Raw genomic sequence first — 25,273 nt, 5'->3', positions numbered from 1 at the left:
CATTCATTGTCGCGCCAAGGCGGCGCGGATAAAGGCTTCGCATTTTTTCGGCTGGGTGATCGGCAGGCAATGGCCGCCCTCGATCACGGTTAATTTCGTCTGCGGCGCCACGGCGCAAAACGCTTCGCCCTGCGTTTTCAGGTCAAGCAGGCGGTCGCCGGAGCCGAACAGGATGCTGACAGGGGTTTTAAGCGTGGCGTAGCGCGCGCCCATCGCGCCGAGTTCGCGCTCTTGCGCGGGAATCTCGCGCGCCCCGGCGAGCAGCGCGTCGGCGCGGATCGGCAGCAGGCCGCCGGCGCCGCGCCAGAAACCGCGCGGCGGGGTTTCCGGCGCGAACCCGGGATTGGACGGCGAAGCGGCGCGCAGCACCGACATCAGCGGTCCGAACAGCCACGCGCTGATCCAGCGCGAAATCCGTCCCTGCTCCGCCATGAACTTGTAAAACGGCGAGGACAGGAAATGCGTGAAAGGCGCGATCAGCGCGAGACCGGCGATGCGCGCGCCGTGATCGAGCGCCAGCGCCAGCGCAATCGCGCCGCCAAGCGAATGGCCGATCACCAACGGCTGGCGCAAGCCGATCTTGTCCATGAAGGCGGCGAGCACGGCGGCGTTGGCCGCAATGGTGGGCGAGCGCGCCGCCTGGGAATAGCCGCAACCGGGCCGGTCGACCAGCACCACGCGGCGCTCGGGAAACAGCGCGGCCAAGCCGAAGGAAAAATGGTTCAACTGCCCCAGCCAGCCATGGACGAACAGCAGCGGCGGTCCGTCCTGTCCGGGCTTGTCGCCGGTGTCGACATAATGCAGCCGCAGCCCCTCGACCTCCATGAAGCGGCCGACCGGCGGAACCAGCCGCTCGATCAGCTTGGCGAACAGCAGGTTGAACGCCGCCAGCGCGGCGACGCCCGCCGCCGTCCACAGCAGGAGGAGCCAGAGCAGCACAAGCATCAGAGCTTTTCCAGCTCGTCGATCATGCCCTCGATCATCGACAGGCCGATGGCCCAGAACGAGGGGTCGCGGGCGTCGAGGCCGAACGGCGCCAGCAATTCGCTGTAATGTTTCGAGCCGCCGGCCGACAGCAGCGCGAAATATTTCTCGACGAAGCCCGGCTCGGCCTGCTGGTAAACGCCATAAAGCGAATTCACCAGGCAATCGCCGAACGCATAAGCGTAGACGTAGAACGGCGAATGGATGAAGTGCGGGATATAGGCCCAGTAGGTTTCGTAGCCGGGGCCGAATTCGATCGCCGGTCCCAGGCTTTCGCCCTGCACGCTCATCCAGAGATCGCAGATTTGCTCGGCGGTAAGTTCGCCGTTCTTGCGCTCGATATGCAGTTTCCGCTCAAAACTGTAGAACGCGATCTGGCGCACCACCGTATTGAGCATGTCCTCGACCTTGGACGCCAGCATGGCCCGGCGCTCGGCCGGGTCCCTGGCCGCCGCCAGCAGGGCGCGGAAGGTCAGCATTTCCCCGAACACGGAGGCGGTTTCGGCCAGGGTCAGCGGCGTCGGCGCCATCAGCGGCCCCTGCGGCGCCGCGAGCACCTGATGCACGCCATGGCCCAGTTCATGCGCCAGCGTCATCACGTCGCGCGGCTTGCCCTGGTAATTGACCAGCACATAGGGGTGGACGCTCGGGCTGGTCGGATGGGCGAAGGCGCCTGGCGCCTTGCCGGGCCGCACCGGCGCGTCGATCCAGCGGTCGTCGAAAAACCGCCGGGCGATATTGGCCATGTCGGGCGAGAAGCGGGCATAGGCGGAGAGCACGGCGTCGCGCGCCTGGGTCCAGCTGTAATCGGTCTGGGGCGCGTCGGGCAGGGGCGCGTTGCGGTCCCAGTACATCAGCTTGTCTTTGCCGAACCAGCGCGCCTTCAGGGCGTAATAGCGGTGCGACAGCCGGGGATAGGCGGCGCGGACCGCGCTGACCATCGCTTCGACCACCTCGCCCTCGACGCGGTTGGACAGGTGGCGGGAATCCGCCACGTCCTGAAAACCGCGCCATTGGTCGGAAATCGCCTTGTCCTTGGCGAGCACGTTGGACACCAGCGTGAACAGCCCGAGCTTGTCCTTGAGCGTCGCGCCAATGGCTTTGGCGGCGGTCTCGCGGAGGGCGGGATTGCGGTCCTGCAGCAGGTTCAGCGCCGGTTCGAGCGTCAGCTCCTTGCCGTCGATGGCGAAGCGCAGCCCGGCGATGGTTTCGTCGAACAGCCGGTTCCAGGCGGAATGGCCGGTGACGGATTTTTCGTGAAACAGCTGCTCGATGCGGTCTTCGAGCTGATACGGTTTTTCGCGCCTGAGATCCTCGATCCAGGGGCGGTAATGGTCGAGCGGCGGCTGCGCCAGCGCCGCCGTCAGCGCGTCGTCGTCGAGCCGGTTCAGTTCGAGCTGGAAGAACAGCAGGTCCGTCGAGGCGGCGGTGATTTTTTCCTGCGCGTCGCCGTAAAATTTGGCGCGCGCGGGATCGACCGTGTTTTCCGAATAGACCAGGCCCGCATAGGACATGATTCGGGTGATCAGGTCGTCGATCCGCTCGTAAGCCGCGATGGCGTCGAACAGGCCGGCGCCGCCTTCGGCCAGCAGGCTGGCCAGCTTGCCGCGATAGGTTTCGGCGAAGGCGCGGCAGTCGCGCGCGGCCTTTGCGAGATCGGCGGCGACTTCGGGCGAATCGAGGCCGGGATAGAGATCGTCGAGGCGCCAGACCGGCAGGTCGTCGGAAGCGCGGAGCAGAGAATCAGTGGTCATATGGCGAGGAGGCTCGATTTTAAGGCCCAGGTTCATTTCATATTGGCGCGTTTGGCGCGGGGATCAACCGTCTTCGCGCCATTAACATCGCGTTTACCGTGATGCCCCAGCATAGAAGAAACGCGAAAGAGAAAAATGACTTCCACCGTTCTGATCGCCGACGATGATCCGGTCCAGCGCCGCTTGCTCGAAGCCATGGTGCGCCGGTTCGGGTACGGAGTCGAGACGGTCGAGGGCGGAGAGCCCGCGCTCGACCGGCTGCAGTCCGTCGACAGCGCGCCGGTCGACCTGCTGATTCTCGATCTGGTCATGCCCGATCTCGACGGCATGGGGGTGCTCGGCCGGATGCGCGAGCGCGGCATCAACACGCCGGTGATCGTGCAGACGGCGCATGGCTCGATCGAAACCGTGATTTCCGCCATGCGCGCCGGCGCGCTCGATTTCGTGGTCAAGCCGGTCGGGGCCGAGCGGCTGCAGATTTCCATCAAGAACGCGCTGCGCTTCGACGCTTTGGAGGACGAGATCCGCCGCATCGGCCGCAAGGCCGCGGGGGCGCTGACCTTCAAGGATATTTTCACCCGCTCCGAAGACATGATGCGCGCGGTGCGCCTGGGCGAGCGCGCCGCCAAGTCGAACATTCCCGTGCTGATCGAGGGCGAATCGGGCGTCGGCAAGGAACTGATGGCGCGCGCCATCCAAGGCGGCTCGGACCGCAAAGGAAAACCCTTCGTCACCGTCAATTGCGGGGCGCTGCCGCAAAATCTGGTCGAATCCATCCTGTTCGGCCATGAGAAGGGCGCCTTCACCGGCGCGACCGAAAAGCACACCGGCAAATTCGTCGAGGCCAATGGCGGCACGCTGTTCCTGGACGAAGTCGGAGAATTGCCGCTCGACGCCCAGGTCAAGCTTCTACGCGCCTTGCAGGAGGGCGAGATCGACCCCGTGGGGGCGCGCAAATCCGTGCGGGTCGACGTGCGGCTGATTTCCGCCACCAACAAGAATTTGATCGAACTGGTGCAGAAGGGCGCGTTCCGGGAAGACCTCTATTACCGGCTCAACGTCTTTCCGATCTCCATCCCGCCGCTGCGGGCGCGCCGCGCCGATGTTCCCGATCTGGCGCGCCGGTTCCTGGCGCGGTTCGCGGCGGAGGAGGGCAAGCGCCTGCGCGGCCTGACCGCCGAGACCCTGTCGATGCTGTCGACCTATGACTGGCCGGGCAATGTCCGGCAGTTGGAAAACGCCCTGTTTCGCGCGGTCGTTCTGTCTGACGGCGACGAATTGACCGTGGCGGAATTTCCCCAGATCGCCGCTCATGTCGAGGGGTTCGACGTGCGCGTGCCGCCGGCGCCGGCGCCGGTGGGCGCGGCGCAGCAAAAGGAAATCGTCCGGGTCGAGGTGCGCGATCCCAACGTGCTCCGGCTGCTCGACGAAAATGGCGATGTGCGCAAGCTGGACGCCCTGGAAGAGGAAGTCATCCGCTTCGCCCTGACCCATTATCGCGGGCAGATGTCGGAGATGGCGCGCAAGCTGGGCATCGGGCGTTCGACGCTCTACCGCAAGATGAAGGATTACGGCTTGGCCGAAGAGCATAGGGACGGCGGCGCTGACGCTGCGTAAAAAATACAGGCGCCCGCGCGACGGGCGTTGCATTTGACGCGCAATCTGCTCTTGATGGAGCAAAGTCGCCGCCTCCGCCGTTTGTTGTTCGGAGCCGACACGAGGTTCACACATGCGATCGCCTGTCGATTTTCCGGCGCGCGCCGAGGCGCAAGCCTTGAAGGCCGCCGTTCTCGCGCTTGGCGTGTTTCTGGCCGCCGGCGGGACCGGGCGCGGCCAGACGGCGGTCGATCCGCCGCCGCCCCCGTCCCCTGAAAACGCCGAGAACGCCGAAAGGGCGGGGCCGCAAAAGCCCGCCGCCCATGCGGCGATCCGCGCCGCGCTGATCCAGGCCGCCGACCAGCCGATGTCGGAGGAGCAGCGCGCCGTGCTCCGCGACGTCGACGCGTTCTACGCCGGCAATGGCGACGCGCCGATCTTCTTCACCGAGGCCGGCTGGACCGATCAGGCGCGCGGCGCGTTCGACAGGTTGCAGAAGGCGCCCGACGATGGCCTCGATCTGCGCGCGTGGCGCGTCTATTCGCTCGACATGGCCCCGACGCCGGCGCTGGCGGCGGGCGAAGTCGCGCTGGCGCAGGCGGTCGCGGCCTACGCCTTCCAGGCCAGCGGCGGCCGGATCGAGCCCGCGCGCGTCAACAAACTGATCGGCCTGCGCCCCGACGTGGTGTCCGCCGAACGGGCGCTGACGGAAGTGTCGAAGGCGGCCGACGCCGACGCCCAACTCGCCGCCTACAATCCGCAAACCCCGGGCTACCAGGCGCTGCGGGACAGGCTGGGCGCGATGCGCGACGCCACGGCCTCGATCCGGTTCGCCGCCCAGGAAGCTTCGCGCGACGCCAGGCGCCGCGCCAGCGACGCGCGCTCGCCGGTGGCGGGGGCGCTGGCGCGCGGGCGGCAGGAGGCCGACCTTCTCGCCAATATGGAAATGTGGCGCTGGATGCCGCGCGAACTCGGGTCGGACCGGATCATGGTCAATGTTCCCGAATATGCCGCGCGCCTTTATCGCGGCGGCGCTCTGGCGGCGACCAACAGGATCATCGTCGGCAAGCCGAACACGCCGACGCCGCTGTTCTCCGACCGGATGGAATATGTCGTCGTCAATCCGTCCTGGTACGTGCCGCAGAGCATCGTCAAGAAGGAGATGATGGGCCGCTCCCTGGAGGGCTATGACGTCGTCTGGCAGAACGGAATGATGCATGTGCGCCAGCCGCCCGGCGAGCGCAACGCTCTGGGACGGTTGAAGTTCATCTTCCCCAACGCCTATGCCGTTTACATGCACGACACGCCGAGCCGGAGCCTGTTCGCGACGACGCGGCGCGCCTACAGCCACGGCTGCATGCGGGTCGACCAGCCGCTGGCCTGGGCCGTCGCCGTTCTGGGGCCGCAGAGCGGCTGGAGCGAGAAGCGTATCGAGAAAATGTACGGCAAGAGCGAGCGGCGCGTCGATCTGCCCGCGCCGCTGCCGATCTACATCGGCTATTTCACCGAGCGGGTGGATGAGAACGGCCAGTTGCAAGCGTTTGAGGACGTCTACGGCTACGCGGCCGAGGTAAAGAAGCGGCTCGGGCTCGGCGGCTGAGTTCAGCCGAGCCCGGATCGTTTTCGCTTAGAGGTTTTTCGGATTGCCCTTGAGGATGGTGTAGCGCTTGCCGTCGCCGTCCTCGTCGATGAAGGTGGCGGCGTCGCCCGCCACTTCCAGCTTGTAGCAGGTCTCGGTCTTCTCGCCGGGGAAGATGAAGCAGACGTTTTCGCCGCGCAAAATCCACTTGCCGGTGGCGGTCTCGTCGTCGTCGAGCTGCTTCACCAGTCCGCCGGGACCGTAAAATTCGCTCAGGGGCAAGCCGTCGGAATCCTTACCGCTGATGGTGTTGCCGACCAGCGCGGCCCAGGCGGCGGCGCCGGTGAGCTTGGTTTGCCCGGAAACGGCGGGCGCCGCCGGAGGCGCGGCTGTCGGCGTTGCGGTCATGGGCGCCGCCAACGGGGGGAGGGCGCCATCCGCGTCCGCCGTCACGTCGAAACGCGCGGCGATCTGCGCGGGATCCTTCATCTCCTGCAAGTCCGAGACTTTGGGCGCCGGCGGCTTGGCGGCGAGCGCCAGCGTCAGGCTCTTGCCGTTGGCGACGAATTTCAGCACGGCCTGCGAAAACGTCGTCGCCGCCGGAATGTTCGGCGCCAGCATCGGCGCCTGGGCCGCGATCATGCTCCATTCGGCCTTGATCGCGTCGGGCGTCTGGTTTTTCGACAGCGCCGTCAGCGCCAGGGCTTTTTCCAGCGCGCCGGCGTTGACCAGCTTGAGCGTGAGCGCCTGCAGCTCCGACGCCTGGAAGGCGGCGGCGCGCGCGGCGGGATCGCCGGCGAAGGCGCTGGCGTCGAGCCCGCCGAACCGGCCGCTCAGAGCGATCGACCCGAGTTTCGCCAGGTCGATGGAATAGTCGTCGAGCGCAAACGTCTTGTTCGCCGCCTGATAGGCGCCGGAGAATTTCACATTCGCTTCGATCTTGTCGTAGCCGAGCGCCGTCAGGGCGGCGCCCGCCTGCGAAGCCTTGGGCATCGTCACGCTCAAGCCGCTGGCGTTGAACGAGAACTTTGTGGGGGTGTCGCCGTCGAAATTCTGCGCCGCCTCGGCCGAGGCGAGGTGGACGCGGATCAGATTGCCGCCGTCCGCGCCCGCCGGCGTGCCCTTGTCGGGCGCGGTCAGGTCGAATCCGCTCCAGGCGGCATGGTTGATTCGGGCGCTGGCGCCGGCGGCGTCGCCGGCCTTGATCGCCTCGGCCAGATGCTTGATCTGCACGCCGTCGAGCGTCACGCCCTGGCTTTTCAGAACCACGGAGCCGCCGGTGTCGCCGGGAATGTCGGCGTCGACGCCGCCGAGCGTCAGATGCGCCGCCGATCCCTGATCGACGCCCTCGGCCGCGAAATCGTGGAACGTCACCGCGCCGGGCTTGTCGGAGGTCAGGACGGCCTCGGGCGCGGCGATCCGGGCGGCCTTGAGCTTGCCGATAAGTTCGGCGGCGGCGTCGCGCGGCAGCGCGCCGGAGAACAGTTTCGTCGCCTCCTCAACGGTGATGTTGGCGTCCTTCAGCTCGATATGCTTGAACGTGAGCTTGGCGTCGGCGCCCGTCGGCAGCGAGACATTGTCGAGGGCGATGTCGGCGGCCTGGGCCGAAGCGGGCGCGAGGGCGGCCAGCAGGACAAGCCTGGCGAGAGGGGGCGAGCGGAAGCTGGGCATCGGCGATCCTTGATTCGGCCCGTCGTGTCGGGCGGCGCGGCGATCTTAAGAGCGGGACGCCCGCCGCGTCAAAACCCGTTTCCGGGCAAAACTCCTTGGGCGTGGCTTTTTCGCCTCTGTTGGTGTATGGAGGGCGCCCGAAACGAAGCGTTAACGATTTTCATCAATGGTCCGGCAATCTGGTCGCACGTCAGCGCGAGCAAGCCAGTGGGAGCGCGATTGATTTTGGCAAACCTCAAGGCGGGCCTGTTTCGAACCCCTTCCAGGCCAGCCGGTCGCGGCGGGATGTCCAGGATCTCATCGCTCTGGCGCGGCCGGGGCAAGGCCTGCGCGACGCTGCTCGCCCTATTCGCCACCCTCGCGCCCAACGCGCTGGAATCGGCGGCGGCCAATGGCGACACCCGCACGATCTACCTCTATCATTCCCACAGCAAGGAAAGCATAGCCGCGACCTTCCGGGTCAACGGGCATTACGACGCCGAAACCCTGGAAAAGCTCAATTGGTTCCTGCGCGACTGGCGCAATGACCAGCCGACGCACATGGACCCCCGGCTGTTCGACGTGCTGTGGGAGGCTTATCGCTCGACCGAACGCATGGGGCCGGACGATCCGATCGTCGTGGTCTCGGCCTATCGCTGCCCGGCCACCAACGCCATGCTGCGCCGCCGCTCGCGCGCGGTGGCCGAACATTCGCAGCACATGCTCGGCAAGGCGATGGACACGACCATGCCCGGCCTGTCGATGGAGAAACTGCGCGAGATCGGCATGCGCATGCAGCGCGGCGGCGTCGGCTATTATCCGCGCGCCAACACGCCTTTCGTGCATCTCGACGTGGGCGGCGTCCGCCACTGGCCGCGCATGACCTACGATCAGCTCGCCCGCCTGTTCCCTGACGGCAAAACCGTGCATATCGCCAGCAACGGCAAGCTGCTGCCCGGCTATGAAGAGGCCCGCGCCGAAATTCTCGCGCGCGGCGGCGAAGCCATTTCGGTCGCCGAGGCCGAAAAATCCGGCGGCGGCCTGCGCGGCTTCTTCGCCTCGCTGTTTGGCGGCGGCGGCGAGGACGAGGACGAAGCGCGCGAAAGCGTTCCGGCCAAGCCGACCCGCGTCGCGTCGCGCGCGCCGGCGCCGCAAGCGGCCGAAGAGGACGAGGGCGTTTCGCAGGTCGACCCGCAACGCCGGCTGATGGCCAAGGCCGAAACGGATTTGCCGCGCGGCGAGACTTATATGAGCGCGTCGGCCGCGCCCGCGCCCGCCGTGGCGCCCGCTCAGCCGGAGGCGCGGACCGTCGCGCCGGCGCCCGCCCGGCTCGAATCGGCCAAGCCCGAGCCGATCGAAGATCAAACGGCGGAACCCGCGCCGGAAAAACCGCATCCGCTCGACGCAGCGCCGCAGCCGCCCCGGCGTCCCGCCGCGCTGGAGCCTGTGGTCGCCGACGCGCCGCAGCCGCCGCCCCGGCCCATCGGTCTGACGGCGCTGCCGCCGGTCATCGCCCAGGGCGGAAAAGACGCCAAGACGGCGGCGCGCCCCCCCGAGTCGAATCCGGCGCTCGCCTACGCCACGCCGCTACCGCCGCCCCGGCCTTCCGCGCCGGCCTTGCGCCCGGCCGCCAAGGCCGAACAAAGCCGAATCGAGCGCGCCAGCGTCCAGCCCGCGCCGCCCGCGCGCGTCGGCCCCGCTGCGCCCGCGCCGGCCTCCACGCCCCAACGCGCCCGCGCCGCCGCCGCCGCGCCCGCATTGCGCGCCGCCGCGCGCGGCGACGTGCTGGCCGGCGCGCCGGCGGCGGGAGCGGCCGCGCGCTTTGGCGCGAACGACAACGTGTTGGGAACTCAGGGCTTTTCCAAAGCTAAGCCTTGAGCTGCGCTTTTCCGCATCATGGTTAGGACGGCTTTAACGCGTCCCGGGGCATTTATGCCTCGTCGGCGCCTGGTCGCTTGAAGCGCCCCGCGATGGGCCGCGCGCCGGACCCGTTCCATCCATTTCGCCGAGCGCGCCATGACTTCAGCCCCAATCGACGCCCGTTACTTTGCGCAGTCCCAACGCGTCCGCCGCGTCAATCCGGCGGCCTGCCGGCTCGCGCCGCTGCTGCGTCTGGCTCTGATGGTGGCGCTGGGCGGCGCGCTGGCCTCCGTCGCCCTCAGCCCGAGACTCACCCAGGCCGGGGCGGCGAGCGCCCGGATCTAAGGCGCTCGCCTCGCCCGGGCGAACGCGGTATAACGGCTTATGCCCAATCCGCCGCCTCGTCGCCTGTTGGCCGCCCTATGCGCCGTTTTCCTCGCCGGTCCGGCGCAGGCGCAGGATTCGTTCTCGGATTTTTTCAGCTCGCTGTTCGGCCCGCCTCCCATGCAGCGCGCCCAACCGCGCCCGGTCGGGCCGAGGATCAAGCCGGCGCCGCGCCCGCTGGCGCAGCCGGCGCCGCCGAAACGCCAGGCCCGGCCGGCGCGGGAGCGGCGCGACGTCAGGACCGCCGCGCCCGCCGCCGCCGCGCCGGGACAAACGCCGGCGACGCCGGCGGCGGCGGCGAGCTTTCGCGTCGCGGTGATCGGCGATTCCGAGGCCTCGCGCCTCGCCGAGGGGCTGGACGACGCCTTCGCCGACGATCCCCGCGTCGCCGTCATCGACAAGGCGAAGGACGACAGCGGGCTGGTGCGCAACGATTTTTACGACTGGCGCAAGGAAGTCGCGGCGCTGCTCGACGGCCCCGATCATTTCGACCTGGTGGTGATCCAGATCGGCGTCAACGACAATCAAAAGCTCCGCCTCGACCCCGACCACCAGCTCGAGCCGCTGTCGAAAGCCTTCAATGAGGTCTATGCGCAGCGGGTGGACGAAATCGCCGCCGCCTTCCGCGACAAGAACATCCCGCTGGTCTGGGTCGGCCTGCCGATCATGAGCAGCCCCGGCCTGTCCAATGCGGCGCTGGTGTTCAACGAAATCGCCAAACAGCATGCGACGGCGGCCGGCGCGCGCTACGTCGATCTGTGGGACGCCTTTTCGGACGTGAATTCCGCCTACAAGGCCTCCGGTCCGGATATCAACGGCGCGATCGTGCGGTTGCGCGGCCCCGACGGCGTGCATTTCACCCTCGCGGGCGCGCGCAAGGCCGCGCATTTCATCGAGCCGGAAGTCAAGCGCGTGCTGGAGGCCAAGCTGCAGCCGCCGCCCGACGCCGTCCCGCCGGACCAATCCGCGCCCCCCGAGGCGGTTGCGCCGGCGCCTGAAAAACCGGCCCCGGAAAAACCGCTGGCGGGCAAGATCACGCCCCTCAACGAGCCGATCCTTTCACCCGGCGGCGCGCTCGCCGAGGCGCCCAAAGCGAGCGCGTCGGTCGCCGACAAGCCAGCCGCCGCCGCGCCCGGCCGTTCCGACGATTTTTCCTTGCCGCGGGCGCCGGCGCCGCAGCCAAGCCCCTGATCACGCCACGATCGGCGTGATCACCGCCGCCGTGAACTCCATCACCAGCGCGCCGCGCTGGTTGACGGCGCGATTGAGGCTTTGCACCAGCCCCAGCCCGGGCTTGGAGGTGGGGCGCTTGGCGATCACCTGGGTCGAGAAGCGGATGCGGTCGCCGACCAGCACCGGCTTGCGCCAGACCAGATTGGCGAAGCCCGGCGAGGCCCGGCTCGGCACGTCGCCGCCCGCCACCTCCCGGCGCAGCGCGATGAATTGCCGCATCCAGCAGCAGGCCGTCTGCAGCCCCGCCGCCGACATCGCGCCGAGCACATGCTTGCGTCCTTCCGCCTCGTCGAGATGGAACGGGAAGGGGTCGAACTCCTGCGCATAGGCGCGGATGAAGGCGGCGGAAAACTGCTTTTCGCCGAGATCCGCATAGGCGCCGACCCGCGCGAGCCGGTAATCGTCGGGCAGGGCGGCGAAACGGTCGTCGATGCGCGGCGGCGGCTCGGGCGGGATGGGGCGCGGCGCGATCTCGGCGGGCGGCGCCGCCAGCGGTTCGCGCCGGCCGAACAGGATCGAACTGACTTGCCGCATGACCTCCACGCCGTCCTGGTTGCGCAGGATCGTCTCGAACTTGACGACGCCGGCGTCGAGGCGCGAGCGCAGATCGGTCTTCTCCAGCGTGCGGGTTTCGGCGCGCAGCACGTCGCCGGGGCGCACCGGGGCGAGCCAGCGGTTGTCCTCAATGCCGATTCCGGCGAGGCAGGCGCTGCCGCCCAGCCAGTCGTCGGTCATCATCCGCATCAGGGCCGAGCAGGTGTGCCAGCCCGAGGCGGCGAGGCCGCCGAGCAGGCTGTGCTTCGCCAGTTCGGCGTCCATGTGGAACGTCTGCGCGTCATATTCCGCCGCGAAGGCGATGATCGCCTCCTCGGTGAAGCGATAGGCGCCATAGGTTCGGGTTTCGCCCGGCGTGAAATCCTCGAAATGGATCAGGCTCATTCAGGCTTCCTCCCGTTTGCGGCATCCTGCCCGTGCGCGCCGGCGATGACAATGGCGCCGCCGCAAGCGAAGGTTGCGGCAATTTGACATTGCGGCCGCGCCGCGCCGGCGTTTTATTATTTCGGTCACACGCCGCTGTTATGGCGCTGTCATGAACCGCCGCCCTTCCCCACGGAGACGCCGGCTTACGCAGGCTTTGGTCACATGAAAATCTGCATTGTCAGCGACGCCTGGAAGCCTCAGGTCAATGGCGTGGCCATCACCCTCGCCAATTTGATCGCCGCGGGCGAAAAACTCGGCGTCGAATTCGCCGTGATCGGCCCCGACCGCTTCCCGACCATCGCGGCGCCGACCTATCCCGAAATCCGTCTGGCGCTGGCCGGTCCGGGCGCGGTGGGCGAGCGCATCCGCGCCGAGCGCCCCGATCACATCCACATCGCCACTGAAGGCCCGCTCGGCGTCGCCGCCGCCTATTGGTGCCCGCGCAACGGCGAAATCTTCACCACCTCCTATCACACCCGCTTCCCCGAATATGTCGAGGCGCGCTGGCCGATTCCCGCCGCCTGGTCCTATGCCGCGCTGAAAAAATTCCATTCCGGCGGCGCCGGCCTGATGGTGGCGACCCAGACTCTGTCCGACGAGCTGTTCGCACGCGGTTTTCCGCGCCCGATGCTCTGGCCGCGCGGCGTCGATGAAAACCTGTTCTCGCCGCGCGCCGGGCTTCCCGTCGAACTGGCCTCTCTGCCGCGCCCGTTCTTCCTCTATTGCGGCCGTCTCGCGCCGGAAAAGAACATCGAGGCGTTCCTGAGCCTCGATCTGCCCGGCTCCAAGATCGTGGTCGGCGACGGGCCGTCGCGGGCGGAGCTGGAGGCGAAATTCCCGCAGGCCGCCTTCGTGGGCGTCAAGTCGCGCGGCGAACTCGCGCCCTATTATTCCGCCGCCGATGTCTTCGTCTTTCCCAGCCGCACCGACACGTTCGGCAATGTCATGCTGGAGGCGCTGGCCTGCGGCGCGCCGGTCGCGGCCTATCCGGTCACCGGCCCGATCGACGTGATCACCGACCCGAAGATCGGCGTGCTCGACGCCGACTTGCGCGCGGCCTGCCTGGCGGCGCTGAAACTGTCGCGCGCCGATTGCCGCGCCCACGCCTTGCGCTACACCTGGCCGGAAAGCGCCAAAATATTTCTCGACAATGTTGTTCGCGCCCGGGCTGATGCGTTGTCCCGAAAGGCGTCCGCCTGAGGGGAGCCGCATGCTGGTCGATGATGAGGGAGCGGCCTGTCCGCGCGGAGGCGTTCAATGAGCCGGCCGCTGATCGTTCTGCTGCATGGCGTCCACGCCGATGGCGCGAACCTCGATCCGTTGCGGGATTTCCTGCGCGACGCCTTGCCCGGCGTCGATGTCGTCGCGCCCGACGCGCCCTTTGCGACGCCGATGGGTTTTCAGTGGTTCAGCCTCGACGGCGTCACGCCGGAAAACAGATTGAGCCGGCTCGTCGAGGGGCGCGCGGCGTTCGACGCTGTGCTGGCGCCGTTGGCGGCGGGCCGTGAACGATTGGGGCTGCTGGGCTTTTCGCAGGGCGGCATGATGGCGCTAGATGCTTTGGTCACTGGGCGCTGGCCGGTCGCGGCCGTCGCCGGCTTCTCGACCCGGCTGGCCTCGCCGCCGCCGTTCGCGCCGACCGCCGCGCCTGTTTTGCTGGTGCATGGCGACGACGATTCGGTGATTCCCGCCGGGGAAGGCGTGGCGGCGGGGCAGGCGTTGCGCGCGCTCGGCCTGCGCGTCGACACGCATGTCCTGCCCGGCGTCGATCATTGCATTACGACGGAAGGCATGCGGCTGGCGGCGGCGTTTTTCGCGGCCAACCTGCCGGTCGTGACCAGTTAATAAATGCCGTTGGGGAAGTATTTCAGGTAAAGCTCGGTGAGCCGACCGGTTTCGTCGAGCTTTTGCAGCGCCCAGTTGAGCCGGCGCCGCCGGTCGCGATCGTCCGGCCGCACGCCGACGCCGACGCCCTCGCCGAAATAGGCCGGCTCCATCCAGTCGCCGCCGACGAAGACGCAGCCGGGCGTCGCATTCATCCAGAGACTGAGCGAAATGGCGTCGCCGAAGCCGGCGTCCACCTGCCGGTCGAGCACCGCCCGCATCATTTTGTCACGCGTGTCGTAAGGAATCACAACCGCGCGCGGGAAGAATTTGCGCAAAAATGCTTCATGGGCGCCCCCCGCCTCGACGCCGATTTTCTTCTCGGCCAGACCTTCGGGCCGCATGTCGAGCTTGTTGGCGTCCGCCCCCGCGACGAATCGCGCCGGGGTGAAATAATAGGGTTCGGTGAAGATCGCGCGGCGTCCGGCGGCGGCGGGTTTGAGCGAGGCGATCAGCGCATCGCCCTCTCCCGCCTCCAGCGCGTCGAGCAAATTGTCCCACCGCCGCGGCTGAATGGTGCAGTTCGCCTGCAATTGCTCGCAAATGGCGCGGGCGACTTCGATGTTGAAGCCGGCCAGCGCGCCCTGGGCGTCGACGAAGGCGAATGGCGGATAATCGTCGCTGGTCAGGAAGCGCAGGGTCGGCTTGTCCTGCCCCGCGGGCTTGTCCGGCGCCGGCGGTTGGACGCGGCGATGCGGGTCGGAGAAGGCCGGCAGGAACATAGTTTCCGCGCGTCTGTCGTCCGCATTGCAACCTGACGCGAGAAAAACATTAAATATCAGGGCGATCGTCGACGTGAGCTTGGCGCGGCGCTTCAACTTCTGGATATATTGCTGGTGAAACACAACCGCCATTTCGGCCTCGGAGCTTGGTCTCCCCCTCTTATCACAGGCACAGGTCCTTGCAGGCGCCCGCGACGACAAAAAATGCGCCGCCCCCGGAGATCGCCTTTCTTGCGGAGGCTGGCGTCGATCCGGGGCTTCTGACTTGGTCGGGGCGCCGCGCCCGCTACCAGGGCGTCGGCGCGGACGAGCTGATGATCGCCGAAGGCCTGATCGCCGAGGATTTCTACTACCGCGCGCTGGCGCGGCGGCTGAACTGCGCCTGCCTCGAAGGCGCCGCCTCGCTCGCGCCCGGTTTCGACTATCGCGCCGCCCTGCGCGCCAATGTCGCCCGCGCCGATCCTGACAAGGAAAGCTTCGACTGGATTCTGTCGCCGCGCGGCAAACAGGTGCGCGACCTTCTCGCTCTGCCCGGCGGCGCGCGCGGCCGCATCGCGGTTTGCGCGCCCAAGACGTTTTCCGCATTGGCGCGCGCGGCGGGCAAGAGCGCGCTCGCCGACGACGCGGCCTTCGCCCTGCCGCGCGCCGCCCCGCGCCTGTCGGCCTGCGCGCCGCAATTGCGCTGGAGCAACATCGCCTTCATTCTGGCGAGCTTCGCGCTGCTCGCGGGCGTGATGACGGCCTGGCGCGACCTGTTCGCCGTGGCGGCGCTCGCCCTGTCGGCGGTGTTTTACGGCGGCATTTACGTGCGGCTGTGCGCCGCCGCCGCATCGCCGCCGAATGGCGCGGCCGCCGCGCCGCGCCTGCGCGAGGCCGATCTGCCCAGCTATACGATCATCGCGCCGATGTACCGGGAGGCCGGCGTCGCCGCGCAATGCGTCCATGCGCTGCGCGCGCTCGACTATCCCGCCGCCAAGCTCGACATCAAGCTGGTGGTCGAGGAGGACGATACGGAGACCTTTGCGGCGCTGCGCGACGCCGGGCTCGCGCCTTATATGGAAGTGGTGATCGCCCCCGCCGGCGCGCCGCGCACCAAGCCGCGCGCGCTCAATGTCGCCCTGCCGCTGGCGCGCGGCGAGCTTCTGGCGATTTTCGACGCGGAGGACCGGCCCGAGCGGGGCCAGTTGCGGGTGGCGGCGGAACGATTCGCGGTTTCGCCGCCCCAGGTCGCCTGCCTGCAGGCGCGGCTCGCCATCGACAATGGCCATGAGAGCTGGCTGGCCTATTTCTTCGCCATTTCCTATGCGGCGCTGTTCGACGTCATCAATCCCGGCCTGGGCGAACTCGGCCTGCCCATGCCGCTCGGGGGCACGTCGAATCACTTCCGCACCGCGCTGCTGCGGCGCATGATCGGCTGGGACGCCTGGAACGTCACCGAGGACGCCGATCTCGGCCTGCGTTTCGCCCGTTTCGGCTATGAGGTGCGCGCCATCGAATCCACCACTTACGAGGATGCGCCGGTTTCCCTGTCGGCCTGGCTCGGCCAGCGCGCGCGCTGGATGAAGGGCTGGATGCAGACGCTCGCGGTCTTTCTGCGAACGCCGCGGGCGCAGATTCGCAAGATGGGCTGGTTCCAGGCCTTCGCCGCGTTCTGCGCCATGGCGACCCTGCTCGCCGGGCCGCTGTTCGGACCGTTCTACGGGCTGCGGCTGTTTTATGATTTCACGTCCGGCGACCTGCTCGATCCCCATGACTGGCGCGACGTGATCGTGTCCGGCTTCGGCCTGTCGGTCGCCTTCTTCGGCCTGCTCGCCTTCGCGCTGCCCAATGTCCTGGGCATGAAGCGGCGGGGGCTCAGGCCGTCGCTGGTTCTTCTGCTGACGCCGGCCTACCTGCTGCTGGTGTCCTTCGCCGCCTGGCGGGCGTTGTGGGAGTGGACGCGCAAGCCTTTCGCCTGGACCAAGACCGACCACGCGCCCCGACCGGCGGGCGCGCGGTCTTATTTTTTTCTCAACCGGGCGCAACCGCTTGCGGGGACGCAATCGCCTTCGGCTTTTGCGGGTTTTGCCGATGGGGATTGAGGAGGCCGATCATGCCCAAGCCATCGCAGCAGAAGGAGACGGTCGCGCGCGTCATGCATGAATTCAAGCACGGCGAACTCGCAAGCTCGACCGGCAGGAAAGTCACGAATCCGAAACAGGCGATCGCCATCGGCCTGCATGAGGCCGGCGCGTCGCGGGACGAGACGCCCCGCAAGAACGCCGAAAACCGGCGCAAGACCAAAGACCGGGAAGCCCAGGGCGCCATCGCGCGGGCGCGCGACGAGAGCCGGGGGGCGGACAGCAAGGCCGATTTGTACGCGGAGGCGCGGCGGCGCAATGTTCCCGGCCGCTCCCACATGTCCAAGGCCGAACTGCGCCGCGCCGTTCAGGGCTGAGTCGCGGCGCGGGCCGCCTTCCGGCTGGGGCGGCGCCGGCCCGCCCGAAAAAACGGCCCGGATTAACGACGCGCCGTTTCCGCGCTTGACCAGGCTCAAACCTTGGGGCAAGCCAAGGCATTGGTTTGCACAAGCTTGGGTATGGTCATGTCGGGAGAGGTTTTACGCGACGCATTTTCATCCCGACTGGTCGCGGTCGCCGAATCGACGGAACAGATGCTCGACCGGCTGTTGTCGCCGCATTTGCTGCCGGGCGAAAAGACCCGCCCGCCGCGCCTGCTGGAGGCGATTCGCTACGGCTCGCTCGGCGGCGGCAAGCGTCTCAGGCCGTTCCTGCTGGTCGAGACCGCGCGCATGCTCGGCGCCGAGGGCGAGGGCGTTCTCCGCGCCGCCTGCGCGCTGGAAATGATCCATTGCTATTCGCTGGTCCATGACGACCTGCCGGCCATGGACAATGACGATCTGCGCCGGGGGCGGCCGACCTGCCACAAGGCGTTCGACGAGGCCTGCGCCATTCTCGCCGGCGACGCCCTGCTCACCTATGCGTTCGACGTGATCGCCGATACGCCGACCCATCCCGATCCGGCGGTGCGCGCCGATCTCACCGTCATGCTCGCCCGCGCGGCGGGCCTGGGCGGCATGGTCGGCGGGCAGGCGCTCGATCTGGAGGCGGAATCGCGCAAGGAGCCGCATAGCCGCGAATTCGTCATGCTCATGCAGTCGATGAAGACCGGCGCGCTGCTTTTGAACGCCGTTGAGGCGGGCGCGCGAATCGGCGGCGCCGACGCCGCGCAGCGCGCGGCTCTCAGCCATTACGGCGCCCTGTTGGGCGCGGCTTTCCAGGTGGCGGACGACATTCTCGACGCCGAGGGCGACACCGCCGCTTTGGGCAAGCGCGCCGGCAAGGACGCCGACCGCAATAAGGCGACCCTGGTCGCCGTGCTCGGCATCGACGAGGCGCGCAAGCGCCGCGACGCCCTGGCGCGCGAGGCGATCGAAGCCCTGAGCGGCTTTGGCGACAAGGCGTCGATTCTGGTCGAGGCCGCCCGCTTCACCGCCTTGAGAAAATCTTGAGCGACGCGCCGGCGCCTCGTTCGTCCCGATTTGCGCGGACGATCAGGGCGCGGCCGCGCCTGTTTCTGTCCACGCTGCTGGGCCTCGCGGTCGGCCTGCTGCTGCCGGAGCACTGGCGCGGGGTGACGCGCGGGCTGCTCGGATGGAATGTGGCGTGCTGGACCTATCTCATCGCGGCGGCGGTGATGATCTTGCGATCCGAGCACAAGGATATTCATCGCCGCGCCGCCTTGCAGGATGACGGACGCTACACGGTGCTGGCGCTCACGGCGCTCGCCGCCGGCTGCTCGTTCGGCGCGATTTTCTTCCAGCTCGCCACGGTCAAGGGCGCCGATTCCAGCCTGCGCGGCGCGCATATCGCTTTGGCGACGTCGACCATCATCGGATCCTGGCTGCTGGTGCATCTCGTCTTCGCGCTGCACTACGCTCATGAATTCTATCGCTGCGCCAAGGAGGAGGCCGGGACGTGGATCGGCGGAATCGTCTTTCCCGGCGAGGACCGGCCGGATTATCCCGACTTTCTCTATTTCTCCTATGTGATCGGCGTCGCCTGCGCCACCGCCGACGTCAACATCGCCAGCCGCCCCTTGCGCCGGCTGGCGCTGGTTCATTGCGTCTTGGCGTTTTTCTACAACAACGCCGTGTTGGCGATGACCATCAATATCGCGGCGAGCTTTATCGGCGGCTGACGCCCATCCGCAGCGCCAGCGGCCCCAGCGCCGCGACCGCGCCGAGCGAGGCGAAGGCCAGCCCCCAGGCGAAGCCGCTGCCGGCGCCGCCAAAAGCATCGAGAATGGCGCCAAAAGCGATGGGCCCGCAAAAGCCGGCGCCAAACCCGAGCAGGGAATGCACCGCCATGGTCGCGCCGCGCCGTTCGGGATCGGCGACCAGCACCGCGCCGGTCGTCAGGGCCGCCGAATCGAGCTGGATCAAACCGTTATAGAGCAGCATCAGCCCGACTGCGGCGAGATAGGGCAGGGCGGCGCTGAAGCCGATCGTAAACGCCAGCGCGGCCGAGGCCAGCATGGCCAACGCGCACCAGCGGCGCCGTCCGAACCTCACCGCCATATCCGCGCCGAACACGCTGGCGGCCATGGCGATCAGGGTTGCGATGGTTGCGACTGTCGTCGGCGTGGGGCCGGAGGCGCCGGGATGCCGCAGCAGCGCGAAGCCAAGAAACGCCACCATCCACGAGCGGGCGCCGAACAATTCCCAGACATGCGCGGCATAGCCGAGCACATAGCCCATGGCGGCGCGGTTTCTGAATACGGCGGCGAAATCGAACGGATTGGTTTTTTGCTTCTGTTCCGGCGGCTTGACGGCGGGCAACACCAGCGCGATCAGCATGGCGGAAGCCGCCGCCGCGCCGGCGGCGGAGAAAAAGGCCGCGCGCCAGCCGAACAGGTCGGCGAGAACGCCGGTCGCCAGAAACGAGCCGGACGTCCCCAGCGAAAAGCTCGCCGTGTAAAAACTGATCCAGCGCGGCTGCCGTTCGGCGGCGATGCGGTCCACCAGCGCCTTTAAACCGGGCATATACGTTCCGGCGAGGCCGATTCCGCCGAGAAAGCGCCAGAGCAGGGCGGAGTAAAAGCCCTGCGCGGTCAGGGCGAAACCCAGCGTGGACACAGCGGCGCAGAGCGCGCCCAACAGATAGACGTTCTTTGCGTCGATCCGGTCGGTCCAGGCGGTCAGCAGCGGAACCGCCAGCGTATAGCCCGCGAAAATCGCGCCCGAAATCCAACCGGCCTGGGTGTTGGACAGGCCCCATTCCGCGATGAAGGTCGGAAGCAGAGCGGGGAAGGCGAACACGCCGACCATGGTGAGTACTTCCGCCGCGCACAGGCAGATCACCGCCTGCGCGTCGGTGCGTCCGTCATCCGCCATGGCGCCGCGCGCGGATCACTCCGCCGCCGTCTCGACCTTGCCGAAGCGTTGGGCGACGTAATCGGTGACGAGCTTTTCAAACTCCTGCGCAATGCCTTCGCCGCGCAGGGTTTTCACCTTCTTGCCGTCGATGAACACCGGCGCCGCCGGGGTTTCGCCGGTGCCCGGCAGGGAAATGCCGATATCGGCGTGCTTGGATTCGCCGGGGCCGTTGACGATGCAGCCCATCACCGCGACATTCAGCGTCTCCACGCCCGGATAGACCTTCTTCCACTCGGGCATGCGCTCGCGGATCATGGTCTGGATGTCGCGCGCCAGTTCCTGGAACACGGTCGAGGTGGTGCGGCCGCAGCCGGGGCAGGCCGCGACCAGCGGCACGAAGGTGCGGAAACCCATGGTTTGCAGGATTTCCTGCGCCACCTGCACTTCCAGCGTGCGGTCGCCGCCGGGCTGCGGCGTCAGCGACACGCGGATGGTGTCGCCAATGCCCTGCTGCAACAGGATGCCGAGGGCGGCGGAGGAGGCGACGATGCCCTTGGAGCCCATGCCGGCCTCGGTCAGGCCGAGATGCAGCGCGTAATCCGACCGCTGCGCCACCATGCGATAGACCGAAACCAGATCCTGCACGTTGGACACCTTGGCGGACAGGATGATGCGGTCGCGCTTGAGGCCGATTTCCTCGGCGCGGGCGGCGGACAGCAGCGCCGAGCGGGTCATGGCCTCGCGCATCACCGCGCGGGCGTCCACCGGCTTGGCGGCCTTGGAGTTCTCGTCCATCAGCTCGGTCAGCATCTCCTGGTCGAGCGAACCCCAGTTGGCGCCGATGCGCACGGCCTTGTCGTGCTTGATCGCCAGTTCGACGATGGCGGCGAACTGCGTGTCCTTCTTTTCCTTGAACCCGACATTGCCGGGGTTGATGCGATATTTGGCGAGCGCCTCGGCGCAGGCCGGATATTCGGTGAGCAGCTTGTGGCCGATATAATGGAAATCGCCGACCAGCGGGACGTTGATCCCCATCTTTTCGAGCTTTTCCCGAATATGCGGCACGGCGGCCGCAGCTTCCTCGCGGTCCACGGTGATGCGCACCAGTTCGGAGCCGGCCTGGGCCAGCGCCGCAACCTGCTTTACGGTGGAGTCGACATCGGCCGTGTCGGTGTTGGTCATGCTCTGCACCACGATGGGCGCGCCGCCGCCGACGATCACGGCGCCTGAGCCTTCGCCGACCCGCACGGCCACGCTCTTGCGGCGGGACAGCGGTTCGGCGGCGATTTCGGTTTCGCAAAGCGGCGGGAAACTTTGTTCGGTCATTGCGGCGAAGTCCTGTGGGCGAAATTGGCTTCTCTATTACAGGCGTTTGGCGACCAAGTGAATAGAACGGCGGAAATGAGCCGATGTTCGCATCGCCGCAGGAAAACGCGCGCTGGCGGCGGCGCAAGCGGCTCAGTCCAAGGGCTGGGCTGAAATGTGCGGCCCCCGGACTATATTAAGGTGGCCATTTCAGGATCAGGGAGATTTCCATGTCGCTCTCGGGCAAGACCGCCGTCGTCACCGGCTCCACCTCGGGCATAGGCCTCGCTATCGCCCGCGCCTTCGCCAAGGAAGGGTGCAATGTCGTGATCAACGGCTTTGGCGAAGTCGCCGCCATCGAGGCCGAGCGGTCGAAGATCGAAACGGAGTTTGGCGTCAAGGCGGCCTATGACGGCGCCGACATGACCAAGCCGGCCGAAATCGCCGGGCTGGTCCACAACGCCGAACAGACGTTCGGCTCGGTCGATATTCTCGTCAACAACGCCGGCATCCAGTTCGTCTCCCCGATCGAGGACTTCCCGGTCGAGAAGTGGGACCAGATCATCGCCATCAACCTGTCCTCCGCCTTCCACACCATTCACGCCGCCATTCCCGGCATGAAGGCGCGCAAATGGGGCCGCATCATCAACACCGCCTCGGCCCATTCGCTGATCGCCTCGCCGTTCAAGTCGGCCTATGTCGCGGCCAAGCACGGCATAGCCGGCCTCACCAAGACGGCCGCGCTGGAGCTGGCCACCTTCGGGGTGACGGTGAACTGCATTTCGCCCGGCTATGTCTGGACGCCCCTGGTCGAAAGGCAGATTCCCGACACGATGAAGGCGCGCAATCTCACCAAGGAACAGGTCATCAACGATGTCCTGCTGGCGGCGCAGCCGACCAAGGAATTCGTCACCGTCGATCAGGTCGCCGCGCTCGCGGTGTTCCTCGCCTCCGACGCCGCCTCGCAGATCACCGGCGCCAATATTTCCATGGACGGCGGCTGGACCGCCGCCTGATGACGGCCGCCCCGCGAAAAACCATCAATCTGGCGCTGCAGGGCGGCGGCGCCCACGGCGCCTTCACCTGGGGCGTGCTCGACGCGCTGCTCGACGACGGCCGTTTCGACGTGACCGGCCTGAGCGGGACCAGCGCGGGGGCGATGAACGCCGTCAATTTCGCCGAGGGTTTGCGCAAGGGCGGCGCGTCCGGCGCCAAAGCGCAACTCGCGGCCTTCTGGAAGGGGGCGAGCCTCGACGGCGATCTGCCCAAAGCCGGGCGGATGGTGATCGACGGGCTGATGGCCTGCTGGTCGGCGACTCCCGCCGCCGCCCTCATGCAGCAGACGGCGAGTCTGTTCGCGCCGGCCGAACTCAATCCGATGGACATCAACCCGCTGCGCCATGTGCTGCGCGACGGGGTGGATTTCGACAAATTGCGCGCGAGCGCCGGCCCGAAACTGTTCATCGCCGCCACGGCGGTCGAAACCGGCAAGGTGCGGGTGTTCCATCGCGAGGAGCTGACGCTCGACATGGTGATGGCGTCCGCCTGCCTGCCCACGGTTTTCCGCGCGGTGGAGATCGACGGCGAGCCCTATTGGGACGGCGGCTATATGGGCAATCCCGTGCTGTTCCCGTTCTTTTATGAAACGAGTTGCGTCGATATCATTCTGGTGCAGATCAATCCGATCACCCGCAAGGGCGCGCCCGACACCGCCGCCGAAATCGCCGGGCGCGTCGATGAGATCACGTTCAACGCCTCGCTGTTGCAGGAATTGCGCGCCATCGACTTCGTGCGGCGGCTGATCGCGGAGGGGCGGCTGACCGGGACGGCCTACAAGGCGATCCGCGTTCACGTGATCGAGGCGCAGGACGAGCTGAACCAATTCGGCGCCGCCAGCAAGATGAACGCGGATTACGATTTCTTCCTGCAATTGCGCGAGATCGGGGTGAAGGCGGCGCAACGCTTCGTCGCCGCGCATTATGACGATATTGGCGTGCGGCCGACGCTCGATCTGCGGGAAACATTGAGCTAGATGCTATGCGCGCGGCCCGGCAGGGCTTATAAGCGCGCGAAATGCTGAACGCCCTTGTCGTCATTCCCGCCCGGCTGGCCTCGACGCGCCTGCCGAACAAACCGCTCGCGAATATCTGCGGCGCGCCGATGATCGTCCAGGTCCTGCGCCGCGCCAGGGAGGCGGAGATCGGCCCGGTTCTCGTCGCCGCCGATGGCGAGGAGATCGCGGCGGCCGTGCGCGCCGCCGGCGGGGAGGCCGTCGTCACCGATCCCGATCTGCCCTCCGGCTCCGACCGGATCGCGGCGGCGCTGCGGTCGTATGATCCCGAGGGCCGCTACGCCACCATCGTCAATGTCCAGGGCGACCTGCCGACCATCGACCCCGCCGCCGTGCGCGCCGCGCTGGCGCCGCTGTCCGAGCCGCGCGTGGACATCGCCACCCTGGCGGCGCGGATCGTGCGCGAAGAGGAGCGGACCGATTCCAATGTGGTGAAGGCGGTCGGCTCGCCCCTGAGCGCGACGCGCCTGCGCGCGCTCTATTTCACCCGCGCCACCGCGCCCTGGGGCGCCGGCGATCTGTTCCACCATATCGGGCTTTACGCCTATCGCCGCGCGGCGCTGGAGCGGTTCGTCGCCTTGCCGCCCTCGGCGCTGGAGAAGCGGGAGAAACTGGAGCAGTTGCGGGCGCTGGAGGCGGGCATGCGCATCGACGTGGAGATCGTCGAAACCGTGCCGCTCGGCGTGGACGCGCGCGACGATCTGGAGCGGGCGCGCGCGATACTTGAGGACAGGAAACAGTGACCAGCAAGATCATCGCTTATCAGGGCGAACCCGGCGCCAATTCGCATATGGCCTGCGCCGATGTGTTCCCGGGATGGGACACCTTGCCCTGCGCCAGTTTCGAGGATGCTTTCGCCGCCATTGGCGAAGGCCGCGCCGAGCTGGGCATGATCCCGATCGAGAATTCGCTGAACGGCCGCGTCGCGGACATCCACCATTTCCTGCCCAACTCCGGCCTGCACATCGTCGGCGAATATTTCCTGCCGATCCACTTTCACCTGCTGGGTCTGAAGGGCGCGAAGATCGAAGACCTGCGCAGCGTTTACAGCCACGTCCACGCGCTCGGCCAATGCCGCAAGATCATCCGGCGGCATGGCCTCAAGCCTGTGGTCACCGGCGACACCGCGGGGTCGGCCCGCGAAGTGGCGGAATGGGGCGACAAGAGCCGGGCCTCGCTGGCGCCGATGATGGCGGCGGAGATTTACGGCCTCGACGTGCTCGCCCGTTTCGTCGAGGACGAGGCCCACAATACCACGCGCTTCGTGGTTCTGTCGCGCGAGGCGCGCCGTCCGCCGCTCGGGGCCGGGCCGACGCTGACCACTTTCGTGTTCCGCGTGAGGAACGTGCCGGCGGCGCTTTACAAGGCGCTCGGCGCCTTCGCCACCAACACCATCAACATGACCAAGATTGAAAGCTACATGGTCAACGGCAAGTTCGCCGCCAGCCAGTTCCTGGTCGATGTCGAGGGCCATCCCGAGGACGCGAATCTGGCGCGCGCCCTGGAGGAATTGCGGTTCTTCAGCGAGGAAGTGCGGATTCTCGGCGCCTATCCGGCGCATCCGTTTCGCGCGGGGACTTAACCCTTGCGAATCGGGAACAAGTCGAGCGCGTTTTGCGCGGTGAGCGCGTCGTTGAAGTCGAGATAAAACGCCATCAAGGCTGAAAACGCCATGGCTGAAAACATCAGCGGGTTCGCTTTCATCATGTTGAAGGTCGGGATGGCGGTGTAGAGAGGCGACATGGCGTTTCTCCAATTGTTTGGAACGCCATTGACGCCTTGAGGTTCATAAGAACTTTAGGCCATCGACTCATTAAACCGGCACCATATGCGAAAGGCGGCGAGCTTGACGCCTGCGAGGAAGTTGTCGGCTCGCTTGTCGTAGCGGGTGGC

General features: G+C 67.3%; 23 protein-coding genes. 15 read left to right on the top strand and 8 right to left on the bottom strand.

Annotated features, from left to right (window positions below; genetic code table 11):
* Positions 1 to 3: 3 nt before the first annotated feature.
* Both CFB24_RS11760 and CFB24_RS11755 read right to left on the bottom strand, forming a co-directional pair.
* Positions 4 to 945, bottom strand: a complete 942-nt coding sequence (locus tag CFB24_RS11760; RefSeq protein WP_088520818.1) for an alpha/beta fold hydrolase — start codon at positions 943 to 945, stop codon at positions 4 to 6.
* Positions 945 to 2,738: a M3 family oligoendopeptidase gene (locus tag CFB24_RS11755; protein ID WP_088520817.1), complete on the bottom strand. Its 1,794-nt coding sequence runs from the start codon at positions 2,736 to 2,738 to the stop codon at positions 945 to 947. Before CFB24_RS11755 ends, CFB24_RS11760 begins: the two co-directional genes overlap by 1 nt.
* 135 nt (positions 2,739 to 2,873) lie before the next feature.
* Here CFB24_RS11755 and CFB24_RS11750 point away from each other — a divergent pair, with 135 nt between their 5' ends.
* The gene (locus CFB24_RS11750) at positions 2,874 to 4,355 is read left to right on the top strand and encodes a sigma-54-dependent transcriptional regulator (RefSeq protein WP_088520816.1); all 1,482 of its coding nucleotides are present in this window, start codon (positions 2,874 to 2,876) and stop codon (positions 4,353 to 4,355) included.
* Positions 4,356 to 4,467: 112 nt separating this feature from the next.
* Positions 4,468 to 5,934, top strand: a complete 1,467-nt coding sequence (locus CFB24_RS11745; protein WP_088520815.1) for a L,D-transpeptidase family protein — start codon at positions 4,468 to 4,470, stop codon at positions 5,932 to 5,934.
* Positions 5,935 to 5,961: 27 nt separating this feature from the next.
* Here CFB24_RS11745 and CFB24_RS11740 read toward each other — a convergent pair whose 3' ends face one another.
* Complete coding sequence (locus tag CFB24_RS11740) at positions 5,962 to 7,584, bottom strand: hypothetical protein (protein ID WP_088520814.1); 1,623 nt, start codon at positions 7,582 to 7,584, stop codon at positions 5,962 to 5,964.
* 285 nt (positions 7,585 to 7,869) lie between these two features.
* Between CFB24_RS11740 and CFB24_RS23385 the strand changes: the two genes are divergently transcribed.
* From CFB24_RS23385 to CFB24_RS11725, 3 genes are all read left to right on the top strand, one after another.
* Positions 7,870 to 9,441 (top strand): peptidoglycan L,D-endopeptidase MepK, encoded by a 1,572-nt coding sequence (locus CFB24_RS23385; protein WP_245295402.1) that lies wholly within the window; start codon positions 7,870 to 7,872, stop codon positions 9,439 to 9,441.
* Between the two features lie 138 nt (positions 9,442 to 9,579).
* Positions 9,580 to 9,768: a hypothetical protein gene (locus CFB24_RS11730; protein ID WP_088520813.1), complete on the top strand. Its 189-nt coding sequence runs from the start codon at positions 9,580 to 9,582 to the stop codon at positions 9,766 to 9,768.
* A 39-nt stretch (positions 9,769 to 9,807) separates the two neighbouring features.
* Positions 9,808 to 10,998, top strand: a complete 1,191-nt coding sequence (locus CFB24_RS11725; protein WP_088520812.1) for an SGNH/GDSL hydrolase family protein — start codon at positions 9,808 to 9,810, stop codon at positions 10,996 to 10,998.
* Here the strand turns inward: CFB24_RS11725 and CFB24_RS11720 are convergent, their stop codons facing one another.
* A complete protein-coding gene (locus CFB24_RS11720) occupies positions 10,999 to 11,979 on the bottom strand; it encodes a MaoC/PaaZ C-terminal domain-containing protein (RefSeq protein WP_088520811.1) in 981 nt (326 codons plus the stop codon).
* Between the two features lie 204 nt (positions 11,980 to 12,183).
* Here CFB24_RS11720 and CFB24_RS11715 point away from each other — a divergent pair, with 204 nt between their 5' ends.
* Positions 12,184 to 13,221: a glycosyltransferase family 4 protein gene (locus CFB24_RS11715; protein ID WP_088520810.1), complete on the top strand. Its 1,038-nt coding sequence runs from the start codon at positions 12,184 to 12,186 to the stop codon at positions 13,219 to 13,221.
* Between the two features lie 57 nt (positions 13,222 to 13,278).
* The gene (locus CFB24_RS11710; RefSeq protein ID WP_088520809.1) at positions 13,279 to 13,866 is read left to right on the top strand and encodes an alpha/beta hydrolase; all 588 of its coding nucleotides are present in this window, start codon (positions 13,279 to 13,281) and stop codon (positions 13,864 to 13,866) included.
* Here the strand turns inward: CFB24_RS11710 and CFB24_RS23065 are convergent.
* A complete protein-coding gene (locus CFB24_RS23065; protein ID WP_170133753.1) occupies positions 13,863 to 14,627 on the bottom strand; it encodes a transporter substrate-binding domain-containing protein in 765 nt (254 codons plus the stop codon). The genes CFB24_RS11710 and CFB24_RS23065 overlap by 4 nt on opposite strands.
* Positions 14,628 to 14,806: 179 nt before the next feature.
* On the opposite strand from CFB24_RS23065, the gene CFB24_RS11700 reads away from it, so the two are divergent.
* The 4 genes from CFB24_RS11700 to CFB24_RS11685 all read left to right on the top strand — a co-directional run bounded on the left by CFB24_RS11700 (position 14,807) and on the right by CFB24_RS11685 (position 18,827).
* The gene (locus CFB24_RS11700; protein WP_088520808.1) at positions 14,807 to 16,708 is read left to right on the top strand and encodes a glycosyltransferase family 2 protein; all 1,902 of its coding nucleotides are present in this window, start codon (positions 14,807 to 14,809) and stop codon (positions 16,706 to 16,708) included.
* Positions 16,709 to 16,719: 11 nt separating this feature from the next.
* Positions 16,720 to 17,064, top strand: a complete 345-nt coding sequence (locus tag CFB24_RS11695) for a DUF6496 domain-containing protein (RefSeq protein WP_088520807.1) — start codon at positions 16,720 to 16,722, stop codon at positions 17,062 to 17,064.
* 147 nt (positions 17,065 to 17,211) lie between these two features.
* Positions 17,212 to 18,138, top strand: a complete 927-nt coding sequence (locus CFB24_RS11690; protein WP_088521000.1) for a polyprenyl synthetase family protein — start codon at positions 17,212 to 17,214, stop codon at positions 18,136 to 18,138.
* The gene (locus tag CFB24_RS11685; RefSeq protein ID WP_244593353.1) at positions 18,135 to 18,827 is read left to right on the top strand and encodes a DUF1345 domain-containing protein; all 693 of its coding nucleotides are present in this window, start codon (positions 18,135 to 18,137) and stop codon (positions 18,825 to 18,827) included. Before CFB24_RS11690 ends, CFB24_RS11685 begins: the two co-directional genes overlap by 4 nt.
* On the opposite strand, the gene CFB24_RS11680 is transcribed toward CFB24_RS11685, so the two are convergent.
* Positions 18,814 to 20,022 (bottom strand): MFS transporter, encoded by a 1,209-nt coding sequence (locus tag CFB24_RS11680; protein ID WP_206605510.1) that lies wholly within the window; start codon positions 20,020 to 20,022, stop codon positions 18,814 to 18,816. The two genes, CFB24_RS11685 and CFB24_RS11680, sit on opposite strands and share 14 nt — an antisense overlap.
* Positions 20,023 to 20,037: 15 nt before the next feature.
* Complete coding sequence (gene ispG / locus CFB24_RS11675; RefSeq protein ID WP_088520805.1) at positions 20,038 to 21,330, bottom strand: flavodoxin-dependent (E)-4-hydroxy-3-methylbut-2-enyl-diphosphate synthase; 1,293 nt, start codon at positions 21,328 to 21,330, stop codon at positions 20,038 to 20,040.
* A 209-nt stretch (positions 21,331 to 21,539) separates the two neighbouring features.
* On the opposite strand from ispG, the gene CFB24_RS11670 reads away from it, so the two are divergent.
* Genes CFB24_RS11670 through CFB24_RS11655 form a run of 4 tightly spaced genes read left to right on the top strand, consistent with a single transcriptional unit; the run spans position 21,540 to position 24,962 of the window.
* A complete protein-coding gene (locus tag CFB24_RS11670; protein WP_088520804.1) occupies positions 21,540 to 22,325 on the top strand; it encodes a 3-hydroxybutyrate dehydrogenase in 786 nt (261 codons plus the stop codon).
* Entirely contained in the window at positions 22,325 to 23,341 is a 1,017-nt protein-coding gene (locus tag CFB24_RS11665; protein WP_088520803.1) for a patatin-like phospholipase family protein, read from the top strand. Before CFB24_RS11670 ends, CFB24_RS11665 begins: the two co-directional genes overlap by 1 nt.
* Positions 23,342 to 23,382: 41 nt before the next feature.
* Complete coding sequence (locus CFB24_RS11660) at positions 23,383 to 24,123, top strand: 3-deoxy-manno-octulosonate cytidylyltransferase (RefSeq protein WP_088520802.1); 741 nt, start codon at positions 23,383 to 23,385, stop codon at positions 24,121 to 24,123.
* Positions 24,120 to 24,962, top strand: coding sequence for a prephenate dehydratase (locus tag CFB24_RS11655; RefSeq protein WP_088520801.1), 843 nt, complete (start codon positions 24,120 to 24,122; stop codon positions 24,960 to 24,962). The genes CFB24_RS11660 and CFB24_RS11655 overlap by 4 nt, the downstream gene beginning before the upstream one ends.
* Here CFB24_RS11655 and CFB24_RS23060 read toward each other — a convergent pair.
* Positions 24,959 to 25,123 (bottom strand): hypothetical protein, encoded by a 165-nt coding sequence (locus tag CFB24_RS23060; RefSeq protein WP_158255364.1) that lies wholly within the window; start codon positions 25,121 to 25,123, stop codon positions 24,959 to 24,961. The genes CFB24_RS11655 and CFB24_RS23060 overlap by 4 nt on opposite strands.
* Positions 25,124 to 25,273: the final 150 nt, after the last annotated feature.

Source organism: Rhodoblastus acidophilus (genome assembly GCF_900187365.1).
GTDB classification, from domain to species: domain Bacteria; phylum Pseudomonadota; class Alphaproteobacteria; order Rhizobiales; family Beijerinckiaceae; genus Rhodoblastus; species Rhodoblastus acidophilus.
Note: the sequence above shows the minus strand (reverse complement) of the source record. Positions and strands in the feature narration are given on the sequence as shown.

What these genes read in the sequence shown, in the direction of transcription:
- ispG (WP_088520805.1), bottom strand. Translation starts at nt 21,330, where the DNA reads ATGACCGAACAAAGTTTCCCGCCGCTTTGCGAAACCGAAATCGCCGCC.
- CFB24_RS11740 (WP_088520814.1), bottom strand. Translation starts at nt 7,584, where the DNA reads ATGCCCAGCTTCCGCTCGCCCCCTCTCGCCAGGCTTGTCCTGCTGGCC.
- CFB24_RS11665 (WP_088520803.1), top strand. Translation starts at nt 22,325, where the DNA reads ATGACGGCCGCCCCGCGAAAAACCATCAATCTGGCGCTGCAGGGCGGC.
- CFB24_RS11695 (WP_088520807.1), top strand. Translation starts at nt 16,720, where the DNA reads ATGCCCAAGCCATCGCAGCAGAAGGAGACGGTCGCGCGCGTCATGCAT.
- CFB24_RS11750 (WP_088520816.1), top strand. Translation starts at nt 2,874, where the DNA reads ATGACTTCCACCGTTCTGATCGCCGACGATGATCCGGTCCAGCGCCGC.
- CFB24_RS11745 (WP_088520815.1), top strand. Translation starts at nt 4,468, where the DNA reads ATGCGATCGCCTGTCGATTTTCCGGCGCGCGCCGAGGCGCAAGCCTTG.
- CFB24_RS23385 (WP_245295402.1), top strand. Translation starts at nt 7,870, where the DNA reads ATGTCCAGGATCTCATCGCTCTGGCGCGGCCGGGGCAAGGCCTGCGCG.
- CFB24_RS11690 (WP_088521000.1), top strand. Translation starts at nt 17,212, where the DNA reads ATGTCGGGAGAGGTTTTACGCGACGCATTTTCATCCCGACTGGTCGCG.
- CFB24_RS23060 (WP_158255364.1), bottom strand. Translation starts at nt 25,123, where the DNA reads ATGTCGCCTCTCTACACCGCCATCCCGACCTTCAACATGATGAAAGCG.
- CFB24_RS11755 (WP_088520817.1), bottom strand. Translation starts at nt 2,738, where the DNA reads ATGACCACTGATTCTCTGCTCCGCGCTTCCGACGACCTGCCGGTCTGG.
- CFB24_RS11760 (WP_088520818.1), bottom strand. Translation starts at nt 945, where the DNA reads ATGCTTGTGCTGCTCTGGCTCCTCCTGCTGTGGACGGCGGCGGGCGTC.
- CFB24_RS11720 (WP_088520811.1), bottom strand. Translation starts at nt 11,979, where the DNA reads ATGAGCCTGATCCATTTCGAGGATTTCACGCCGGGCGAAACCCGAACC.
- CFB24_RS11680 (WP_206605510.1), bottom strand. Translation starts at nt 20,022, where the DNA reads ATGGCGGATGACGGACGCACCGACGCGCAGGCGGTGATCTGCCTGTGC.
- CFB24_RS11660 (WP_088520802.1), top strand. Translation starts at nt 23,383, where the DNA reads ATGCTGAACGCCCTTGTCGTCATTCCCGCCCGGCTGGCCTCGACGCGC.
- CFB24_RS23065 (WP_170133753.1), bottom strand. Translation starts at nt 14,627, where the DNA reads ATGTTCCTGCCGGCCTTCTCCGACCCGCATCGCCGCGTCCAACCGCCG.
- CFB24_RS11670 (WP_088520804.1), top strand. Translation starts at nt 21,540, where the DNA reads ATGTCGCTCTCGGGCAAGACCGCCGTCGTCACCGGCTCCACCTCGGGC.
- CFB24_RS11725 (WP_088520812.1), top strand. Translation starts at nt 9,808, where the DNA reads ATGCCCAATCCGCCGCCTCGTCGCCTGTTGGCCGCCCTATGCGCCGTT.
- CFB24_RS11730 (WP_088520813.1), top strand. Translation starts at nt 9,580, where the DNA reads ATGACTTCAGCCCCAATCGACGCCCGTTACTTTGCGCAGTCCCAACGC.
- CFB24_RS11710 (WP_088520809.1), top strand. Translation starts at nt 13,279, where the DNA reads ATGAGCCGGCCGCTGATCGTTCTGCTGCATGGCGTCCACGCCGATGGC.
- CFB24_RS11715 (WP_088520810.1), top strand. Translation starts at nt 12,184, where the DNA reads ATGAAAATCTGCATTGTCAGCGACGCCTGGAAGCCTCAGGTCAATGGC.